The sequence below is a fragment of the Hymenobacter ruricola genome (assembly GCF_015694525.1).
GTDB lineage: Bacteria > Bacteroidota > Bacteroidia > Cytophagales > Hymenobacteraceae > Hymenobacter > Hymenobacter ruricola.
In genome coordinates this window covers 21,228-38,289 of sequence record NZ_JADQDM010000019.1, presented here as the reverse complement: position 1 = coordinate 38,289, position 17,062 = coordinate 21,228, and the positions used below count along the sequence as shown (strand labels likewise).

The window sequence follows — 17,062 nt, the reverse complement described above, 5'->3', positions numbered from 1 at the left end:
TAACCAACCTATTGTAGTATGACCATGAAAAAATTCTTCCTGTTGGCGCCGCTGGCGCTGTTTCTCCTCGTTGTGGGCTGTAAGAAGATTGACCAGCTGCTGACCTTCACCGTCGATACGACGCAAAGCGTGGAAGTGCCGGCGTTTCCGGGCACCAACCTGCTGGCCCCGGTGACGGTGACGACCAACTCGGCGGCTTCTTTTCAGAACAACAAGACCAGCAAAGACAAGGTCAAGGACGTGTACCTCGACCAATTGGTGCTCACCATCACCAACCCCGCCGGCAAAACCTTTGATTTCCTCGACAACTTGGAGGTATACATCAACACGCCCAACGGCAACAACAAGATACTGCTGGCCAACATCACCAGCGTGCCCCAGGGCACGAACACCATCAAGCTGACGCCCACCACGGCCCGCCTCGACGAGTACCTGAAATCCGAAACCTACGAGCTGACGGTAATCGCCAAAACCAACAATAAAGCCTTCGACCCCAACACTCTCAAATACACGGTGAAGGCCGATTCCCGCTTCAAGGTGACGGCCAACCCGCTCTAAAAATTCAGGCGCCAAAGCCAACAAAAAAGCCGACCCGTGAGGGCCGGCTTTTTTATTTAGGACATTGACTGCCAAAGCTATTTCACCACGGCTAGTCGGTTGTAGTGGTCCATCATTTTGGCGATGTCGGCCGGGCGGGTGTAGTCGAGGTGCTGGCCGGTGGCGAAGGTGCGCACGGCGTCGGCACGGGCCCCAAACAGGCGCAGCACCGACGACTCGCTGGGTTCGAGCGGGCGCAGCGGTTCGGTGCCCGTGGTGCCGGGGCCGGCCAGCAGCAGGCCCACCAGCGGGCGCTTGCCGTTGGGCGCGGCTTCGGGGCTGGGGGCGTAGAGCCAGGCCAGCAGCAGGGGGCCCGCGTCGATGGCGGTGAGCACCTCCACGTACTCGCGGCGGGTGCCGGCGCTGCCTTCCTTCACCAAGCGAGCGCGGAAGCGGCGCAGGGGCGAGGCCGGGTCGCCGCCCTCGCCCAGGTCGAAGCCGCGCAGGCTGTTCACGGGCCAGAAGTGCGTCGAATCCAGCTCCACCGAGTCCTGGGCTTCGAGCAGGTGCAGGCCCGCGTGGTAGCGCAGGCCGGGCACGGGCCGGGTGCGGCCGTCGAAGGTGCGCAGAGCACCCGGCTGAAAGGCATTGCCGCCCAGAAACCCGCTGGCCTGCTGGCCCAGGGTGGCCCGGTAGGAGCGGGCCGTGGCGCCGGCATTGGCCTGCTGGTAGGCCACCCGCGCCTCGGCCGCGTCGCGGGTGGCTTGGGCCGCGGCGGGGTGCGCGGCGCCCGCACCGATAAGGAGGGCAATTAAATAGCTAGCGTATTTCACAGAAACGGGTAAAGTAATGGGCTGATAAAAAGGGATACAAACTTACAACCGCCCAGCCGCTACGGTGCGGTTTCAGAAGGTATAGATGCCCGGGTTAGCGCTGGTTTTCAGAATGCAGGGCGGACAATCGGACTATTTTCCCTGCTGGTTATAATATTCCACCATGCGCAGCACTTGGGCCAGGTCGGTGTAGCTGAGGTGTTCTTTGGCGGCGTAGGCGTCGACCTGGGCGGCGCGGGTGCCGAAGAGGCGCGACACCTCCCGTTTGTTCAGCGCCACGGCCCGCAGGGGTTCCTGGGGCTTGGCCCCCGAGCCGGCCACCACCACCTGGCCGATTTCGGTGCGCGCCGGGCGGGTTTCGGTGCGCAGGATGGGGTCGAGTTGGGCGTCTTCGTGCACGTAGTGGTGCAGCACGGCCAGTATCAGAAAGGCGTCGTCGTCGCGGGTCAGCACTTCCACAAAGTCCAGCTTGGTGCTGCTGTTGCGCACCACGAAGCTGCGGAAATGCCGCGTGTCATTGCCCTGGCCCATGTAAAAGCCGTCGAGGCTGCCCGGCGGCCACACGTGGCTGCCGGTCGAGTCGCGCACTTCGAGCAGGTGCAGGGCCACGTTGTAGCGCAGGGCGGGCACGCGCACCCGGCGCTTGTTGCCCAGCACCAGCGCGCCGGGCTGCTCCACGCTCACCAGGTAGGCCTCGGGGGCGTTGATGAGGTCCTTGCGCATGCGCTCCAGCGCGTCGGGCGAGTTGGCCCGCTGGTAAAGGTCCATGCGGAGGTCGACCAGGTCGCGGTCGGTTTGGGCCTGGGCGCAGGCGGGCGACTGAGCGGCCAGCAGCAGGGCCCCCCCAAAGAATGCAATGACTGCCGAGCGTATCATGTGTTGGGTCGGGGAGAGCAATTAAGTGAGAGAAAATAAGGAGGAAAAGTACAAGGCCAAACAAGTAGGCTAGAGTGGAGGAGCCCGGCGCTAGTGCTGCACCAGCACCCGGCGGAACAAGCGCTGGCTGCCCAGTTGCGCTTCGAGGGTATACACGCCGGGCGCCAGGCCGCTCACCGGCAATGCCACCTGTTGCGCCCCGGCCATAAACCGGCGCGCCGTGCCGTTCACCACCCGGCCCAGGGCATCGCGCAGCGTCAGGCGGCATTCGGTAGCACCAGGCAATTCCCAGGCCACGTTCAGCAGCTCGCGGGCGGGCGAGGGGTAGGCCTCCAGGCGCAGGCCGACGGGGCTGGCGGCGGTGCTGGCCAGCAGCGTGGGGTCGAGGAGGGCCGTCCAGACGCTGGTGGTCAGGTTGGCTTCCATGCGCGTCCAGCAAGGGCGCACCACGTTGTTGTGAGCCGTGATGTTGTTGTAGTCGCCGAGAAAGCCTAAGTCATCGGGCGTGAAGGGCGTTTGGCTCAGCCGGAAGTTCTGGAACGTGAGGCCGCCGTCGGTGCTGCGGGCGCCGTACACGTCGGTTTGCTCACTGCCCGCGGGGTAGTTGCGGCGGTCGTAAAACACAAACCACAGGTAGCCGGTCACCTGGTCTACGGCCATCCAGGTCAGGAACTGGTGGGTGCCGGCGGGGTCGTTGTTCACGCGGCGCGGGGCGGTCCAGGTCAGGCCGCCGTCGGCGCTGCTGGCCAGCCACACGTCGGTGTCGGAGGGGCCGTTGCGCTGGTCGGTCCAGTTCACGTAGAGGGTGCCCCGGCGCGGGCCCCGGCTCAGGTCGCAGGCCGTCACGGGCAGGCCGTTGCTGCGGTCGAGGCCGGGCACGCCGTAGGCCCAGCCGCCGGGCTGGGGGCTCACCAGGCGCTCGCCCTGGGGCCAGGTGAGGCCGCCATCGAGCGAGCGGTTGAACTCGATGCCGCGCGGCCCGGCCCAACTCACGTACACCTCGCCGTTGGGGCCGGCGGCGGGCACGGCGCCTTCCACGGTGTTGCTTTCGTCCCGGGCATCGCCGCCGCGGCGGCTGATGCGCACGGGCGCGCTCCAAGTCTGGGCGCCATCGAGGCTGCGGCTGAACAGGATGCGGGTGCTGTCGCGGGCGTTTAGACTGGCGTAGGTGTCAAACTCGGTCCAGGTGCAGTACAGGGCGTTGGTGCGGCGGTCCACAGCCAGCCAGCCCTTGTCCTGCTGCTTGGGCGGGTTCAGTCCAAAAGAGCCGCGCAGGCTAAACGACCCGGCCACAGAAGCCGCCCGCTGCACCTGCATGCGGTCAATGAACGGGTAGCTTAGCCCGCCGGTGCCGGGGTTGGTCAGGTGCAGAAAGTAGAACGCGCCGGTGGTGTCGCATGCCACACCAGGGTCGCCGTACACGGTTTGGGGGGAGGTCAGCTGCTGCCGCGTCCAAGTCTGCCCGCCGTTGGTGCTGAAGTAGGCATTGTTGAGGTTGGCCCCGGCCACCACCTCCTGCGGGTTTTTGGGATTGAGCATGATGGCCGTTTCGTTGGGATTGTTGACGGCGCTGATGAGCACGTTCGGGTGCGGCGACTGCGCCCGTGCCGCGCCCGCCAGCAGCACCAGCAAAGGCAATAAGCGCCCGCAACGGGCAGCTTGCATACGTAGAAGTTGGGTCATAGCCAGCGAACAGCGATAACGAAATAAAGCGCGAACCTACCGGTTGCGGCCGTACTGCTCGTGGCTGCTCACCCAGTCGGAGCTGCTGATGGCGGCGCCCAGGCTCAGCTCGCCGGCCAACACCACGCCAGCCACGATTTCGGCAAACTTGCGCACCGTGCCGCGGCCCACGCAGCCCAGCATCTGCAGGCATTCGTTTTGGGTGGCCAGGCCGGTGCCGCCGCCGTGGGTGGCCACGATGAGCGACGGGATGGTGATGCTGATGTACAAATCCCCCTCCTTCGTCACTTCCGAATACAGAATGCCGGCCGAGGACTCGCTCACGTTGGCCACGTCCTGGCCGGTGGCGATGAACAGGGCCGTGATGCCGTTGGCCGAGTGCGCGCCGTTGTTGTTGGCCCCCGAAATGAAGGCGCCCACGTTGCTCACCTGCCCGTGGTAGGCCAGCTGCTCGGGCGTCACGCGCATGCGCTGCTGTAGCACGTCGCGCTTCACCACGGCCTCGGCCACCACGCGCTTACCCCGGGTGCGCATCACGTTGATTTGCGAGGCTTTTTTGTCGGTGGCGAAGTTCGATTCGAGGTAGAAATGCTCGATTTTGACGTCTTTGTAATTCTCCAGAATCCAGGAGCAGGCGGCGAAGGTGGCCCGGCCCACCATGTTCTGGCCGGCCGCGTCGCCGGTGCTGAAATTGAAGCGCAGGTAGGCAAACTTGTTGCTCAAATACGTGTCGATGTACTGCAGCTTGGCCACGCTGGAGGTGCTTTCGGCCTGCGGCCGAATCAGGTCGATGTTGTCTTCCACCCACTTGCCAAAGTCGCGGGCGCCGCGCGCGTCGTTGAACACGAACACCGGCGCCCGCTGCATGGCGTCGCCGATGACGGTGCACTTCACCCCGCCGCACAGGTTCAGCACCTGCATGCCGCGGTTGTAGCTGGCCACCAGGGTACCTTCGGTGGTGGCCATCGGGATTAGGAAATCGCCCTGCGCATGCTCGCCGTTCACCGTCAGCGGGCCGGCCAGGCCCACCGGAATCTGGGCCACGCCCATGAAATGCTCGCAGTTGCCCTGCAGCTGGTGGGCGTCGAAGGAATAGTGCTTGATGTGGGTGAATTCTTTTTCCGAAAACTGCTCGGCGAAGCGCTGGCGAGCGGCAATGGCGGCTTCGGAATAATCGTCCTCGTCGGAGCGCGGGATGCGGGGCTTGAAATTGGCCACGCCCACGATGGCGTCTTCCACTTCCACGTGCAGGTCGCCGAACACGTCGCTCGAAAACCAGGCCTGGATGGCGTGAATGCCCTCGGCCAGGGCCGGCGTGTCGAGCAAAATGGTCAGGGAGCGGCCCACGGGCAGGTCGATGGCCTGGCCGTCGGCGTTAATATCGGCGGCGGGGCGCAGCTCGCCGTTGCCCAGGTCGACCCGGATGTTGGCGGCCGGCACCACCACGTCCCCAATCTGCACCTGCCGGAAACCGGTCACCTTCACGGTGTCGAGGCGGTTTTTGATGCTGAAAGCCACGCCGGCGTTGTGGGGCAGGTTGTGCAGGCTGCCGCGCGTGTACAGCAGCTTGAGAAGCATGGGGCTGGGAGTGAAGACCATTTGGAGAAGGGCTGAGGATGCGTGGGAATTGCGCCAGGTGCGCTGTGCAAAGGTGAAGGTGCAGAATTTTGGGCGAAATGCCCAACCCTGGCCCGCGCTATCGCCACTCGAACGCTATTAACAGGGTAAGCCGCACCCGCACCGGCACCCCCTGGTGGCGGCCGGGGTGGAAGCGCGGCAGCGCCCGCACCGCTTGCAGCACCGCGGCATCCACGCGGCGGTTGAGGCTTTTCAGGATGCGGGCGTTCGTCACTTCTCCCGTCTCGGTCACCACGAAACCAAAGAGAATGCGGGTGGCATCCGGCAGCTGCCCGTGGAACAAGGGCAGGCGGGTGGTGCGGGCAATGTGGGCGGACAGGGCGGCGTGGCCGCTGGCGCCGGGCAGCTCCGGCATTTCTTCCACGTAGGTGTAGGTGGTGGTATCAGCCGGAGCGACCACCGAGCGGCCCTGCGCGTAGCCGGACGGGGGCGCGGCGCCCAGCAGCCCCGCCACGGCCAGGGGCAGCAGCAACTGCCGTAGCCTGGCCACCGATAGCGAAAAGGAGCGGGCAGTTAGAACCATCGCCACGAAAGGTCGGCTTACTTCCTTTGAAATTTGATGGGCACCGTCATGCTAACCGCCACGGGCTGCCCATTTTGCTGTCCTGGCACGAAGGCCGGCAAGGCCTGAATGACGCGCAGGGCTTCGGCGTCGAGCAGGGGATGCAGACCTTTCACAATCTTCACGTCCTGTACCAGGCCGTCCTTCCCCACCACGAAGCTGACGAACACGCGGCCCTCCGCCTCCACCATTCCCGCTGCGGCCGGCCATCGCACTTGCTGCTGGATGTATGCCACCAGCTTGCTTATACCGCCGCCCCGGAAAGTGGGCATCACCTCATTAACTATACCCAGAAAGGGCAGGGGGTTGTATCCCAGAGCGGCCGAGTCACGCCGGGAGCCCAGTGTGCGCTCCCGCTCCGACTTGGTTATCTCCTGCGTGTAATCAATGCCTTGCCACCGCACCTGCGCCAGCGCCTCCCGCGCCGTCAGGCCCTGGCCCACCACCAGCACCAGCGCCAGCAGAAACCAGCGCAGCCGGCGCGTGAGGGTAGGCGGGGCCGCCACCTGCGCCCGGCCAAAGCTGCCGCACACCCGCCCATCCGCGGAGGCGGCGCGGGCGGCGGCCAGGTCGGCCACGGGGGCGGCCGACTGGCTGAAATCCTGCACCACGCGTTGGCAATGGCCACAAAAATGACCCTGCGGGTGCGCGACCAACGCGGCCCTGTCGACGGGGCAAGGATTCAGCACGGCGTTGAAAGTGGGAAGCAGGAGCATGGGCAAGAAGTGAAAAACTCGGGTGAGGGCAACAAAGCGAGTGCTGGAAAGAGGAAATGAGTTAAAAACGATGACCACGGCGCGGCCTCCGCGGCTTCTCAATACAACGCCACCCGAAACCGCACGGCCACCCCCCGGACGCTCGCGCTGAGCTGCACCCGCGGCAGCCGCGCCAGCACCCGCCCGATGCACTGGTCCTCGGCGGCCGGTAGCGCCTCGGGCAGCTCGGGCACCTCGCTCAGCACGAGCCGTTCGGTGGGCAGCGCGTGGCAGTAGCCGGCTTCGTCCACCACAAACCGCGCGTAGGACTGGTGAGAAAGGCCATAAATGGAACGCAACCCGCGGAATTCCGGTACCGAATCCAGGCCGGCCCACACCCGGTGGTGCACGTAATCGGCCAGCTTCTGCCCGGTGATGGAATCCGGAGTTGCCAACGGAACCGGGCCCGTAAACCAGCTTTCTTTTAGCAATGCGTCTGTGAAGGATATCCGGTCACCGGCGTTGAATATGCCGTCGTAGGCGTTCCGGCGCTGTTCGCTCGTGCCGCAGGCGCTCCGCCAGTCGCTGGTGACCCAGCCGTCGTCCCGGTAGTGGCCCGCCTCCGGGGGGCGCTTGCGGAGCGGCAGATGGCCTTTCCGGGGCTTCGCCGGGCTCCGCCGGACCGCCCCGATACCGGGCCGGGCTTTGGTAGCCTGCGCGTGCGCCGGCCGACCCGGGACGCTCATCAACAGCACCAGAATCCAGGCCCAGCGGGGCTTCGCAATGCCGCACAGCAGGGGCTCACGCAAAAAAGGAAATGCCTGCATAACGAGCTTCGATGGAGCAGGAGTGATGGCAACGGCCCGGGCCGCCGGCGGTAGCCGCAGCTCCCAAAACGGGTGGCCGCCGGGCGTAGGCTACCCAACGCCCGGCCCCGGTATTTTCGTGCCTTGCACCACGGCCAGCAGCCAGTCTTCGCCGAAGCGGGTGAGGCGGTAGCGGCGGTGCCCACCCCCGTAGCGGTTTTCCAGCAGCCCCACCCGCCGCAGGTGCCCCCGGGCCCGGCAGGCGGCAATTTCGCCCACGCCGGCCGCTTCGGCCAGGGCCGGGCCGCTGTGCTCGGGCGCCGCCACAAAGGCGTAGCACATGCGCGCCAGCGTGGCCCGGCCCCGCTCCGTGCGCATGCCGGTGAGGGGGCGCAAGGCCTGCACGAGGCGGCCCAGCACCTGCGGCGCCTCGAAGCGGGCCGGGTCGGGCGGAGGCGGGTCGTCGCGCCGCGCCACGCGCTCGGCAAAAGCAGCCACGAGGGCGTCGGCAGACAGGTTTTTCGGCATACAACGGCGCTTTACCAGGAGAACAGGCTCCCAAGGTACGCACCCGGCCTCACGGCGCGCAGTTTAGCGCAGTCCGCCCCCGGATTAGCCCGAAGGATTCCCCGCTGCCGTACTGGAACCCCGATTTAGCCGCAAATACTTCTTTCTGCCTTACCCGGAGTCAAGATTAGCCAGGTAAATTCCCCATTATTCTAGTGGAAATACTGATTAGCGCAAAGCGAGCCTTATTGCCTTACTTGGAAAAGGGATTAGCGCGCTTTGGGGTCTTATTGCCTTAGTGCCCGGCCAAAGGGCGCGGGTTCATTCACTATTCACCCAAGCGGCCAGTATTTTGAGGTTTCATTCGTCAGCAGACGGGACCGGCGGGGCAAACTCCCGCCCGGCGGCCCGGTTATAGTCGCCGCGCCGCGCTGGCTCGTTTAGGGGCCAGCGTCGGCGATGTATTACTTTTGTAGGCCGAACCGTCCCGGCGTCGGCCGCCTCTTTTCTGCTATGGCTTTATCCTCAGACTACCCGCGCTTCACCCTCGGCCACGCCCTCACGGCCGAGCAACGCGCTTTTTTTGCTAAATACGGCTTCCTGCACTTTCGTCCCTTCGCCTCGCCCGAGTACGTGCAGCAAATCCTCGAAGCCACCCAGCAGGTGCAAGCCAAATGGCTGGCCGAAGGCGTGGAAAAGGTGAACGGTGTGCCCATCAAATACGGCCACGACGTGGACGGCTCGCGCATCGTGCAGCGCTTCGCCTTTGCCTCGCAGCACCACCCCGTGCTGCACGAGCTGCTACAGGACGAGCGGTTCCGGGCCCTGTTTCCGCTGCTCGAAGCCGAGGGCGGCCGGGTGGGCGAAAACGAGAAAGACGGCCTCGTGGTGAACCACTACGTGAACGTGGAGGGCTCCGAGTTCAGCCAGATGGGCTGGCACACCGACTCGCTGCGCGACGTGTTCTACGGCAAGCGCATCGGGCCCATGCTGAACGTGGGCCTGCACCTCGACGGCACCAAGGCCACCAACGGCGGCCTGCGCGTGATACCCGGCACCCACCGCCAGGGCCTGCACAAGATGCTGTTTCGGAAGAAATACTACAAGGACGTGTTCTACGACCCCAACGAGGTGGCCATCGAAACCGAGCCCGGCGACCTCACCGTGCACGACGGCCGCATGTGGCACCGGGTGGCGCAGTCGCCGCTGGTGGGCGAGGCCAGCCGCCGCCGGGTGATGTACGTGCCCATCATCGCGGGCAAGTACCAGCCCAAAAGCCAGGACAGCCCCACGCCGTTCTACCTGCGCTTTCTGCACTTGGTGAAGTAGACTAAGAACAAATTAAGCCCGTCATGTCGAGCGCAGTCGAGACATCTCGCGTGCGGTAGTAACTAAATCGAAAGAATTACTTCGGCACGCGAGATGTCTCGACTGCGCTCGACATGACGGGCTTTCATTCTCCAATCCCACCACCATGTACGCACTCGTTACCGGCGCCTCGCGCGGCATTGGCCGGGCCATTTCCCTTCTGCTGGCCCAGCGCGGCTACGACCTGCTGCTGGTGGCCCGCTCCGAAGACCAGCTCACCGCCCTGGCCCAGGAAATTGCGCAAAAGCACCAGCGTCAGGCCCAACTACTAGCCCTGGACCTGGCTGCCCCCGGCGCCGCCGACACCGTGGCCGCCTGGGCCCTGGGCCACGCCGAGCAGCTGGCCGTGCTGGTGAACAATGCCGGCTACGGCCTCTGGGGCCGCTTCGAGCAGCTCAGCCTGGCCGAGCAGCAGAACATGCTGCAGCTGAACATGGCCCTGCCCGTGGCCCTCACGCACGCCCTGCTGCCGGCCCTGCACCGCGCCCCGAAAGCCTACATCCTGAACGTGTCGAGCACGGCGGCCTACCAGGCGGTGCCTTCATTGTCGCTCTACGCGGCCAGCAAGGCGTTTTTGCTGAGCTTCAGCCGCGGCCTGCGCTACGAACTGAAGGCGAGCAACGTCTCGGTGACCTGCCTGTGCCCCGGCGCCACCACCACCGCCTTTGCCGACCGCGCCGGCATGGGCGCCGAACTGCAAGCCACCGCCAACAAAGTATCGATGACGCCCGAGGCCGTGGCCGAAGCCGCCGTGACCGGCTTGCTGGCCGGCGAAGCCGAAATCGTGCCCGGCGTGCTGAATAAGGTATCGGCGGGCCTCACCAGCTTCGTACCCAAGGGCATTGTGGAGAAAATCGCGGCCGGCATCTACGAGAAGTACTTGTAGGCAGGCCTGCCATCCGCTGGAAAGCGAATCTATAACCCGCTGCTCGCCGGAGCAGCGGGTTTTTTGCGGCACACCCGACCGGCCAGCCAATACGCCAGCCAGGCAAACAGCGGCGCCGCCAGCACGTCGTAGGAATAATGCACGCGCTGCACCAGCACCAGCAGGCCCACGGCGCCGGTCAGCAGCCCCAGCAGCAGGCGCCAGCCGCGGCCGCGGCCGGCCAGCGCGAGCAGGGCCATGGTGGCGGTGTGGCCCGAGAAAAACAGGTCGCGCACGATGGGCTGGGTGGTCACCTTGAAAATGTGGTCCATCACTGGGTCGTGCAAAACCACCAGCGTGGTGGGCGGCTCCAGCGGCAGCAGCCACAGCGTGGCCATGCGCAGCACCTGCAGAAAATAATAGGCCCACAGCGCCCGCAGCAGCAGGTTGGGCCGGGGCAGCAGGTACACCAACGTGCCCGCAATGGCCCCGTAGATGATGGCAAACGTGGGCGCCGATACGTCGTGCACCGGCAGCAGCGCCAGCAGCGGGTCGAAGAGCCGGTGCCCCGGCCGCGCCTGGATGAAGTGGTAGAAGCCCGGCACCACCGGCAGCAGGCCCAGCAGCAGCGCCAGCACCAGACCCAGCCGCACCCGAAAACCCGTGCGGTCCCACGCCGCCGGCCAGGCAGCCCGGCGCCCCGCGGGCGGGAAAGCTTTGAGTTGGGAAAGATTGACAGGAGGGAGTGTGGCCACGGACAGGGCAGGCGATTCGGGTGAGAAGCACGAATTGATGAAACAGTCAAAAATACGGTACCTCGGTCCAAACCGGCCAGAAGCAAGTACCCCGCCCGAATCGGGCAGACAACCGGGTTTTGTGAGCTAAAGGCTGATTTACAGTGTTATAGGACTGGTGAGAGCCTGCCCGCCGTGAAGGTGGGCTTTTAGGTATTTAACCGAACTGCCCGCTTATAAACAAATGCCCGCTCATTACCTCAACAGTGCCATGCCAGCAAAAACAAGTCCAATTTGATTGATTCAGGCCAAAGAAATATTTCAATTTGATTGAGTGCAATTTAATAATTGAGAAGAGTGCAAAATTTTGGCATTAATGATGAATTTCGTAATCCAAAACGATTGCGGAATAAAATTATGATTAGGTTGCGGCGGATTAACTGTAAAATATTCAACGTTTGCAGTAGTCGCTCTTTCCCACCATCAACCCTTTTTTACATGAGAAAACAATACTCAGCTGTAGCAATAGCCATGCTCAGCACCTTAGCCGCTACCACGGCTCAGGCACAGGACGCCGCCCGCATCCAAACCAAAGTTTTGGGCAACGACAACCAGCCCGTGCTGGTGCAGTTCAATGCCGAAGGAAAAATGGCGTACCGCGGCGTTGACGCCGGCCAGGTGCTGCGCCAGCAGCTGGCCCTCACCACTGCGGACCAAATGGTGCAACGCACCGTTGAAACCGACCAGCTCGGGTTCACCCACCAGAAATTTGCCCAGTACTACCAGGGCATCCGCGTGGAGCACGCCGACTACACGGTGCACGCCAAAAGCGGCGTTATCGAGAGCATCAGCGGGGACTTCGAGAAGGTTTCGGGCCTGAGCACTACGCCCGCCCTCAACGAGAGCGCCGCCCTGAGCCGGGCCCTGGCCCACGTGGGCGCCCGCCAATACATGTGGCAAACCAATGAGGCCAACGCGGCCGAGTTTGCGCCGCAGGGCGAGCTGGTCATCGTGCGCGACCTGCGCCAGAATGCCGAAACCGGCCCGCTGGTGCTGGCCTGGAAGTTCAACGTGTATGCCGCGCAGCCCATCAGCCGCGCGCTCATCTACGTGGATGCCCGCACCGGCCAGGTGGTGTTGCAGGACAACATCATCAAGCACGCGGCGGCCACCGGCACCTTCGCCACGGCCTACAGCGGCACCCGCACCATCAACGACGGCACCACCACCGGCGGCTACTTCCTGCGCGAAGGCACCACCCGCGGCCTGGGCATCGAGACGTACAACTGCCGCAAAGGCAATAGCTACACCTCGGCCACCGACTTCATCGACGCCGACAACAACTGGACGTCGGCCGAGTACAACAACGCCAACTTCGACAACGTGGCCGGCGATGCCCACGTGGGCGCCCAGGCCACCTACGACTACTGGAAGAACGTGCACGGCCGCAACAGCTACGACAACGCCGGCGCCAAAATTAAAAGCTATGTGCACTTCGACGACGTGCCCGGCGGCACCGGCTACGAAAACGCCTACTGGGACGGCGTGCGCATGACCTACGGCGACGGCGCCAGCCGCTTCCGCCCGCTGACGGCCCTGGACGTGTGCGGCCACGAAATCGGCCACGCCGTGTGCGAAAAAACCGCCAACCTGACCTACGCCAACGAATCGGGCGCCATGAACGAAGGCCTGTCCGACATCTGGGGCGCCAGCATCGAAGCTTATGCGGTGTCCAACCTCGGGTTCACCTCGGGCGGAGTAAAAGCCAAGTCGACCTGGCTCATCGGTGAGGAAATCGACAAGCAGCAGGCGGCCCTGCGCTCCATGAGCGACCCCAAATCCCTGGGCCAGCCGGCTTATTACAAGGGCCAGTACTGGGCGCCCCTTTCGTCGGCCCCCTCCGACGCCAACGACCAGGGCGGCGTGCACACCAACTCGGGCGTGCTCAACCACTGGTACTACATCCTGGCCGTGGGCAAATCGGGCACCAACGAAGGCGGCAACACCTACAGCGTGACCGGCGTGGGCATTGACGCCGCCGCCAAAATCACCTTCCGCATGGAAAGCGTGTACATGACGGCTTCCTCGAACTATGCCCAGGCCCGCACCTATGCCATTCAGGCCGCTACCGACCTGTACGGCGCCGGCTCGGCCCAGGTAATTGCCGTGACCAACGCCTGGTACGCCGTGGGCGTGGGCGCGTCGTACACCGGCGGTGGCACCACGCCGCCCCCCACCAGCACCACCTATTGCACCATCAAGGGCTCCAGCCAGTCGTATGAGTGGATTGACCTCGTGCAACTGGGCAGCATCAACCGGACTTCGGGCAAGGACGCCGGCTACTACAACGGCACTGCGCTGAGCACCAGCGTAGCCGCCGGCTCGTCGCAGACCGTGTACTTCTCGGCCGGCTTCACCAGCACCGCTTACACCGAGTACTGGAAAGTGTACATTGACTACAACCGCAACGGCGTGTTCACCGACGCCGGCGAGCTGGTGGTGAGCGGCAGCAGCGCCAGCGCCGGCACCCTGAGCGCCACCTTCACGGTGCCCAGCACGGCCCGCAGCGGCAGCACGGTGATGCGCGTGCTGATGAGCGACAACTCGGCCACCAGCAGCTGCGGCACTTTCAGCTACGGCGAGGCCGAGGACTACACCCTCAACATCACGGGCGGCGCGGCCCTCACCGGCCCCACCACGCTGGCCGGCGACGCCACCCCGCTGGGCAACGAAGCCGCCAGCACGCTGCAAGTGTACCCCAACCCGGCCACCGACGCCCTGCACCTGGTGCTGCCCGGCAACGCCGAAGCCACCAGCGTGGTGCTGAGCGACGTGCGCGGCGCCCGCGTGAATGGCGCCACCCTGCGCAACGGCACGCTCGACATCAGCGGCCTGGCCAAGGGCATGTACACCCTGAGCGTGAGTGACGGCCAGAAAGTGTTCCACCAGCGCTTCGTGAAAGAATAGTTCTTCTTGCACCAGGCAAACAAAAAGGCCCGTCAGCATTGCTGGCGGGCCTTTTTTGATTCAGGGGATTTTCCAGCCCGTCATGCAGAGCGCAGCGAAGCATCTCGCGTGGGGTAGTAATTAAAAGAATTAGTGGCTGCAAGCAAGATGCTGCGCTGCGCTTTGCATGACGTTCCTGGATTCGCTGAGGCTACTTCAGCGCGTAGTCCAGCTTTAGCATGACGGTGCCGAAGCCGTCGTTGCCGCGGGAGGCGCCGCCGAGGCGCAGGCTGATGTCGTCGAGCTGGTCGGTGACGGTGAAGTAGTAGTTAGCTTCCAAGTCGGCCCGCAGCCGGTCGGTGAGGCGCACGGCAAAGCCGCCGCCCACCGGGAACGCGCCGGCCAGGGCGGGGTAGTCGTTGCGCTCGGGGGGCAGAAACGCCGTTTCCTTGGTGTCGCGCGCGGTGCCGAGGTAGGACTTGGGGTTGTAGAGCAGCAGCCCGGCGCCGCCCTGCACATATACCTGGAAAATGGGCGCGTCAGCCACCGAAGACGCAAAAATGGACTCGTCGGGCAGCAGGTCGAAGCGCAGGAATACCGTGCCCAGCCCGTTGGTGCTGGTGAAGGCCAGGCCGCGCTCTTTGAGCTTGTCGCGGGCCCCCAGTTCCAGGTAGGAAAACTCGCTGCCGATGTGCATGTGCGCCGTGAGGCGGTAGAGCACGCCCAAGCTCGCGGCGGGGCCGAGGAAGTTGTCGCCGGGGGCGTTGCCCAGGTCACCGTTGTAGAGGGCCGTGCCGCCGCCCAGCGTCAGGTGCAGGGGGCCGCGGTAGTAGGGGCGGCCCTGGCGGTTGTAGTGGCGCACCTCCCGGTGAAACTGGGCTTGCGCCGGCCGGCTGCTGGCCACGCCCGCGCCGGCCACCAAGGCCCCAAAAATCCATGAGCGAAACCGCATAGCTAGTCGAATCAAAAATAAAAAACCTGTCCGGATGGCCCCTAACGGCCCATTGGGAAAATCCGTGTCTACGCGGCGCGTTTATTTAAAGGTGCCCTGGGGGTCGGGCAGCTTGGCCTGCAGGTCGCTGATGAGGTCGAAATCGAGGCTGCCGACGCTGGCGTTCTGGCCTTTGTGCACGGCGGCCCAGGCTTCAGCGTATTTTTCCTGGTAGTAGAGGCCGCGGGCGAGCTGCTGCCAGGCCACGGCGTTGGTGGGGTCGGCGGCGGTGGCGCGCTGCAGCAGGTCGAGGCCGGTGGTCAGGTCCTTTTTCTTTTTCGACTGGCCGTAGCGGATGAGGTAGCTGGCGCCGAGGTCGCTCATGATGAGCGAGCTGGTGGGCGCCAGGGCGAAGGCTTTATTCAGCAGGGTAATGGAGGCATCGGGGGTGGGCTGCATGCTGGCGATGACGCCCAGGCCGCGGTAGGCTTCGGCGTTTTGCGGGTTGAGCAGCCAGGCCAGGTTGAAGCGATAGGCGGCGGTGTCGGGCTGGTTTTCGCGCAGGTATTCGTAGCCTTTGGTGGTGAAGAAAGCGCTGGCCTCGGCGGTGGAGGCGAAGCTGGCGGCAATGGCCTTGAGCTGGGCCTCGCCGATGACTTGGGTGGCCTGGGCGGGGCTGAGGCCGCCGAAGAGCGGCTGCAGGCGGGCCGGCTTGGTGGGGCCGGGCGTGGCGGTGGCCAGGCTGCCGTCAGGGTTGACGGCGGCCTGGCCTTTGGGTTTGCGCTGGGCGTGGGCGGGAGCCGCCAGCAGCAGCACCAGCAGCAAGAAGGCCGCCAGCGACTTTGAAGTGGTTTTGAGCGAAACGGGAAAGAGCACGGGGAGGAACGAATTAATATGAAGGACGCTGCGCCATTAAAATGGGCCGCGCCATATGATTGGCAAAGATAAAGCCAGCGACAGTAGCGCGGACTTTGCAGTCCGCGTCCCCGTGCCGTTGGCGTCGTTCGGGTTTCCGCCGGGGACGCGGACTACAAAGTCCGCGCTACGGGGGCCGGCGGCAAACTGCGCCGGCCGCCAGGGCGTAGGTGAGGCACGCGGCGGGCGTTTGCCCGCGCTCCTCCTGTGTTTCCCTCTTATGCGTCGTCTTTTGTTAGTGGCCCCGGTGGCCGTGCTGGTGGCCGTGGCGGTGCTGCTGGCCGCCACCGAATACGTGGTGGCCCGGCCCAGCCACCGCACCAAAAACGTGGCCTACGTGCCCGCCACCGCCCCCGATTTTGACCCGGAGCGCCACGTGCTGGACGTGTATTCGCCCAAAAAACCGGCGCCCACTGCGGCGGGCTACCCGGTGGTGCTGTTCATTCACGGGGGCAGCTGGACTAGTGGGAATAAGAACATTTACACCTTTATCGGTCGGCGGCTGGCCAAGCAGGGGGTGGTGGCCGTCGTCATCAACTACCGCCTGGCGCCGCCCGTGCACGTGCCCGAGCAGGCCGCCGACTGCGCCCGCGCCCTGGCCTGGACGGTGAACAACATCAAACAATACGGCGGCGACCCGGCCCGCGTGTTCGTGATGGGCCACTCGGCGGGCGGTGGGTTGGCGGCGCTGCTGGCCACCGACGATGCTCTGCTGGCCGCCGCCGGCCTGGCCCAAAACCCGGTGCGCGGCGCCATCATGGACGACCCGGCGGGGCTGGACATGTATAGCTACCTGAAGGAAATGCGCTACAGCAACGACGCGCAGTACCTCGTGCCCTTCGGCAAAGACCCGGCCGTGTGGAAGGAGATGTCGGCCATCTACAAGGTTCGGCCGGGGATGCCGCCGTTCATCTTTTACCTGGGCGGCGAGACGTACCCGAGCATCAGCGGCAGCTCGGGGCGCTTTCGGGACCGGCTGAAGGCCATTGGGCAGCCGGCGCCTTACACCATCATTCCCGGGCGGCACCACATTCCGATGGTGCTGCAGCTGTATTGGCAGCACAACATCATCTACCAGGGCCTGCTGAAGTTTGTGGGGGCGTAACCGGTTTGGCTAAGGCCGCTCCGACGCGTCCGAAGCCAACTCTTCACCGTCCGAGGCCGGG

Annotated in this window: 16 protein-coding genes; 5 read left to right on the top strand and 11 right to left on the bottom strand. The window is 64.8% G+C overall.

Annotated features, from left to right (window positions below):
- Positions 1-18 precede the first annotated feature (18 nt).
- The gene (locus tag I2H31_RS22235; RefSeq protein WP_196295258.1) at positions 19-558 is read left to right on the top strand and encodes a hypothetical protein; all 540 of its coding nucleotides are present in this window, start codon (positions 19-21) and stop codon (positions 556-558) included.
- Positions 559-635: 77 nt separating this feature from the next.
- On the opposite strand, the gene I2H31_RS22230 is transcribed toward I2H31_RS22235, so the two are convergent.
- From I2H31_RS22230 to I2H31_RS22195, 8 genes are all read right to left on the bottom strand, one after another.
- Positions 636-1,370 (bottom strand): hypothetical protein, encoded by a 735-nt coding sequence (locus I2H31_RS22230; RefSeq protein WP_196295257.1) that lies wholly within the window; start codon positions 1,368-1,370, stop codon positions 636-638.
- Between the two features lie 132 nt (positions 1,371-1,502).
- Entirely contained in the window at positions 1,503-2,246 is a 744-nt protein-coding gene (locus I2H31_RS22225) for a hypothetical protein (protein ID WP_196295256.1), read from the bottom strand.
- Positions 2,247-2,336: 90 nt separating this feature from the next.
- On the bottom strand, positions 2,337-3,911 hold the full coding sequence (locus tag I2H31_RS22220; protein WP_196295255.1) for a T9SS type A sorting domain-containing protein: 1,575 nt from the start codon (positions 3,909-3,911) through the stop codon (positions 2,337-2,339).
- Positions 3,912-3,965: 54 nt separating this feature from the next.
- Positions 3,966-5,528: a hydroxymethylglutaryl-CoA reductase gene (locus I2H31_RS22215; RefSeq protein WP_196295254.1), complete on the bottom strand. Its 1,563-nt coding sequence runs from the start codon at positions 5,526-5,528 to the stop codon at positions 3,966-3,968.
- A gap of 97 nt (positions 5,529-5,625) precedes the next feature.
- Positions 5,626-6,090 carry a TonB family protein gene (locus tag I2H31_RS22210; protein WP_196295253.1) on the bottom strand — a complete coding sequence of 155 codons (465 nt, stop codon included), beginning with the start codon at positions 6,088-6,090 and terminating at the stop codon, positions 5,626-5,628.
- A gap of 17 nt (positions 6,091-6,107) precedes the next feature.
- Complete coding sequence (locus I2H31_RS22205) at positions 6,108-6,845, bottom strand: energy transducer TonB (RefSeq protein WP_196295252.1); 738 nt, start codon at positions 6,843-6,845, stop codon at positions 6,108-6,110.
- Positions 6,846-6,943: 98 nt separating this feature from the next.
- The gene (locus I2H31_RS22200) at positions 6,944-7,651 is read right to left on the bottom strand and encodes a hypothetical protein (protein ID WP_196295251.1); all 708 of its coding nucleotides are present in this window, start codon (positions 7,649-7,651) and stop codon (positions 6,944-6,946) included.
- Positions 7,652-7,741: 90 nt separating this feature from the next.
- Positions 7,742-8,158, bottom strand: coding sequence for a hypothetical protein (locus tag I2H31_RS22195; protein ID WP_196295250.1), 417 nt, complete (start codon positions 8,156-8,158; stop codon positions 7,742-7,744).
- Between the two features lie 492 nt (positions 8,159-8,650).
- On the opposite strand from I2H31_RS22195, the gene I2H31_RS22190 reads away from it, so the two are divergent.
- Positions 8,651-9,466, top strand: coding sequence for a phytanoyl-CoA dioxygenase family protein (locus I2H31_RS22190; RefSeq protein WP_196295249.1), 816 nt, complete (start codon positions 8,651-8,653; stop codon positions 9,464-9,466).
- Positions 9,467-9,611: 145 nt separating this feature from the next.
- On the top strand, positions 9,612-10,391 hold the full coding sequence (locus I2H31_RS22185; protein ID WP_196295248.1) for an SDR family NAD(P)-dependent oxidoreductase: 780 nt from the start codon (positions 9,612-9,614) through the stop codon (positions 10,389-10,391).
- 29 nt (positions 10,392-10,420) lie between these two features.
- Here I2H31_RS22185 and I2H31_RS25720 read toward each other — a convergent pair whose 3' ends face one another.
- On the bottom strand, positions 10,421-11,125 hold the full coding sequence (locus I2H31_RS25720; RefSeq protein ID WP_196295247.1) for a phosphatase PAP2-related protein: 705 nt from the start codon (positions 11,123-11,125) through the stop codon (positions 10,421-10,423).
- A gap of 510 nt (positions 11,126-11,635) precedes the next feature.
- Here I2H31_RS25720 and I2H31_RS22175 point away from each other — a divergent pair.
- Positions 11,636-14,071, top strand: a complete 2,436-nt coding sequence (locus I2H31_RS22175; RefSeq protein WP_230687991.1) for a M4 family metallopeptidase — start codon at positions 11,636-11,638, stop codon at positions 14,069-14,071.
- A 190-nt stretch (positions 14,072-14,261) separates the two neighbouring features.
- Here the strand turns inward: I2H31_RS22175 and I2H31_RS22170 are convergent, their stop codons facing one another.
- Together I2H31_RS22170 and I2H31_RS22165 are read right to left on the bottom strand one after the other, a co-directional pair.
- Positions 14,262-15,002, bottom strand: coding sequence for a hypothetical protein (locus I2H31_RS22170; RefSeq protein ID WP_196295245.1), 741 nt, complete (start codon positions 15,000-15,002; stop codon positions 14,262-14,264).
- A gap of 81 nt (positions 15,003-15,083) precedes the next feature.
- Positions 15,084-15,857 carry a tetratricopeptide repeat protein gene (locus I2H31_RS22165; RefSeq protein WP_196295244.1) on the bottom strand — a complete coding sequence of 258 codons (774 nt, stop codon included), beginning with the start codon at positions 15,855-15,857 and terminating at the stop codon, positions 15,084-15,086.
- Between the two features lie 259 nt (positions 15,858-16,116).
- Here I2H31_RS22165 and I2H31_RS22155 point away from each other — a divergent pair, with 259 nt between their 5' ends.
- Positions 16,117-17,001 carry an alpha/beta hydrolase gene (locus tag I2H31_RS22155; RefSeq protein WP_196295242.1) on the top strand — a complete coding sequence of 295 codons (885 nt, stop codon included), beginning with the start codon at positions 16,117-16,119 and terminating at the stop codon, positions 16,999-17,001.
- The last annotated feature ends 61 nt before the right edge of the window (positions 17,002-17,062 follow it).

Excerpts from the sequence above, each read along its gene's own strand:
- I2H31_RS22235 (WP_196295258.1), top strand. The coding sequence starts at position 19 with ATGACCATGAAAAAATTCTTCCTGTTGGCGCCGCTGGCGCTGTTTCTC.
- I2H31_RS22225 (WP_196295256.1), bottom strand. The coding sequence starts at position 2,246 with ATGATACGCTCGGCAGTCATTGCATTCTTTGGGGGGGCCCTGCTGCTG.
- I2H31_RS22220 (WP_196295255.1), bottom strand. The coding sequence starts at position 3,911 with ATGCAAGCTGCCCGTTGCGGGCGCTTATTGCCTTTGCTGGTGCTGCTG.
- I2H31_RS22215 (WP_196295254.1), bottom strand. The coding sequence starts at position 5,528 with ATGGTCTTCACTCCCAGCCCCATGCTTCTCAAGCTGCTGTACACGCGC.
- I2H31_RS22210 (WP_196295253.1), bottom strand. The coding sequence starts at position 6,090 with ATGGTTCTAACTGCCCGCTCCTTTTCGCTATCGGTGGCCAGGCTACGG.
- I2H31_RS22205 (WP_196295252.1), bottom strand. The coding sequence starts at position 6,845 with ATGCTCCTGCTTCCCACTTTCAACGCCGTGCTGAATCCTTGCCCCGTC.
- I2H31_RS22200 (WP_196295251.1), bottom strand. The coding sequence starts at position 7,651 with ATGCAGGCATTTCCTTTTTTGCGTGAGCCCCTGCTGTGCGGCATTGCG.
- I2H31_RS22195 (WP_196295250.1), bottom strand. The coding sequence starts at position 8,158 with ATGCCGAAAAACCTGTCTGCCGACGCCCTCGTGGCTGCTTTTGCCGAG.
- I2H31_RS22190 (WP_196295249.1), top strand. The coding sequence starts at position 8,651 with ATGGCTTTATCCTCAGACTACCCGCGCTTCACCCTCGGCCACGCCCTC.
- I2H31_RS22185 (WP_196295248.1), top strand. The coding sequence starts at position 9,612 with ATGTACGCACTCGTTACCGGCGCCTCGCGCGGCATTGGCCGGGCCATT.
- I2H31_RS22175 (WP_230687991.1), top strand. The coding sequence starts at position 11,636 with ATGCTCAGCACCTTAGCCGCTACCACGGCTCAGGCACAGGACGCCGCC.
- I2H31_RS22170 (WP_196295245.1), bottom strand. The coding sequence starts at position 15,002 with ATGCGGTTTCGCTCATGGATTTTTGGGGCCTTGGTGGCCGGCGCGGGC.
- I2H31_RS22155 (WP_196295242.1), top strand. The coding sequence starts at position 16,117 with ATGCGTCGTCTTTTGTTAGTGGCCCCGGTGGCCGTGCTGGTGGCCGTG.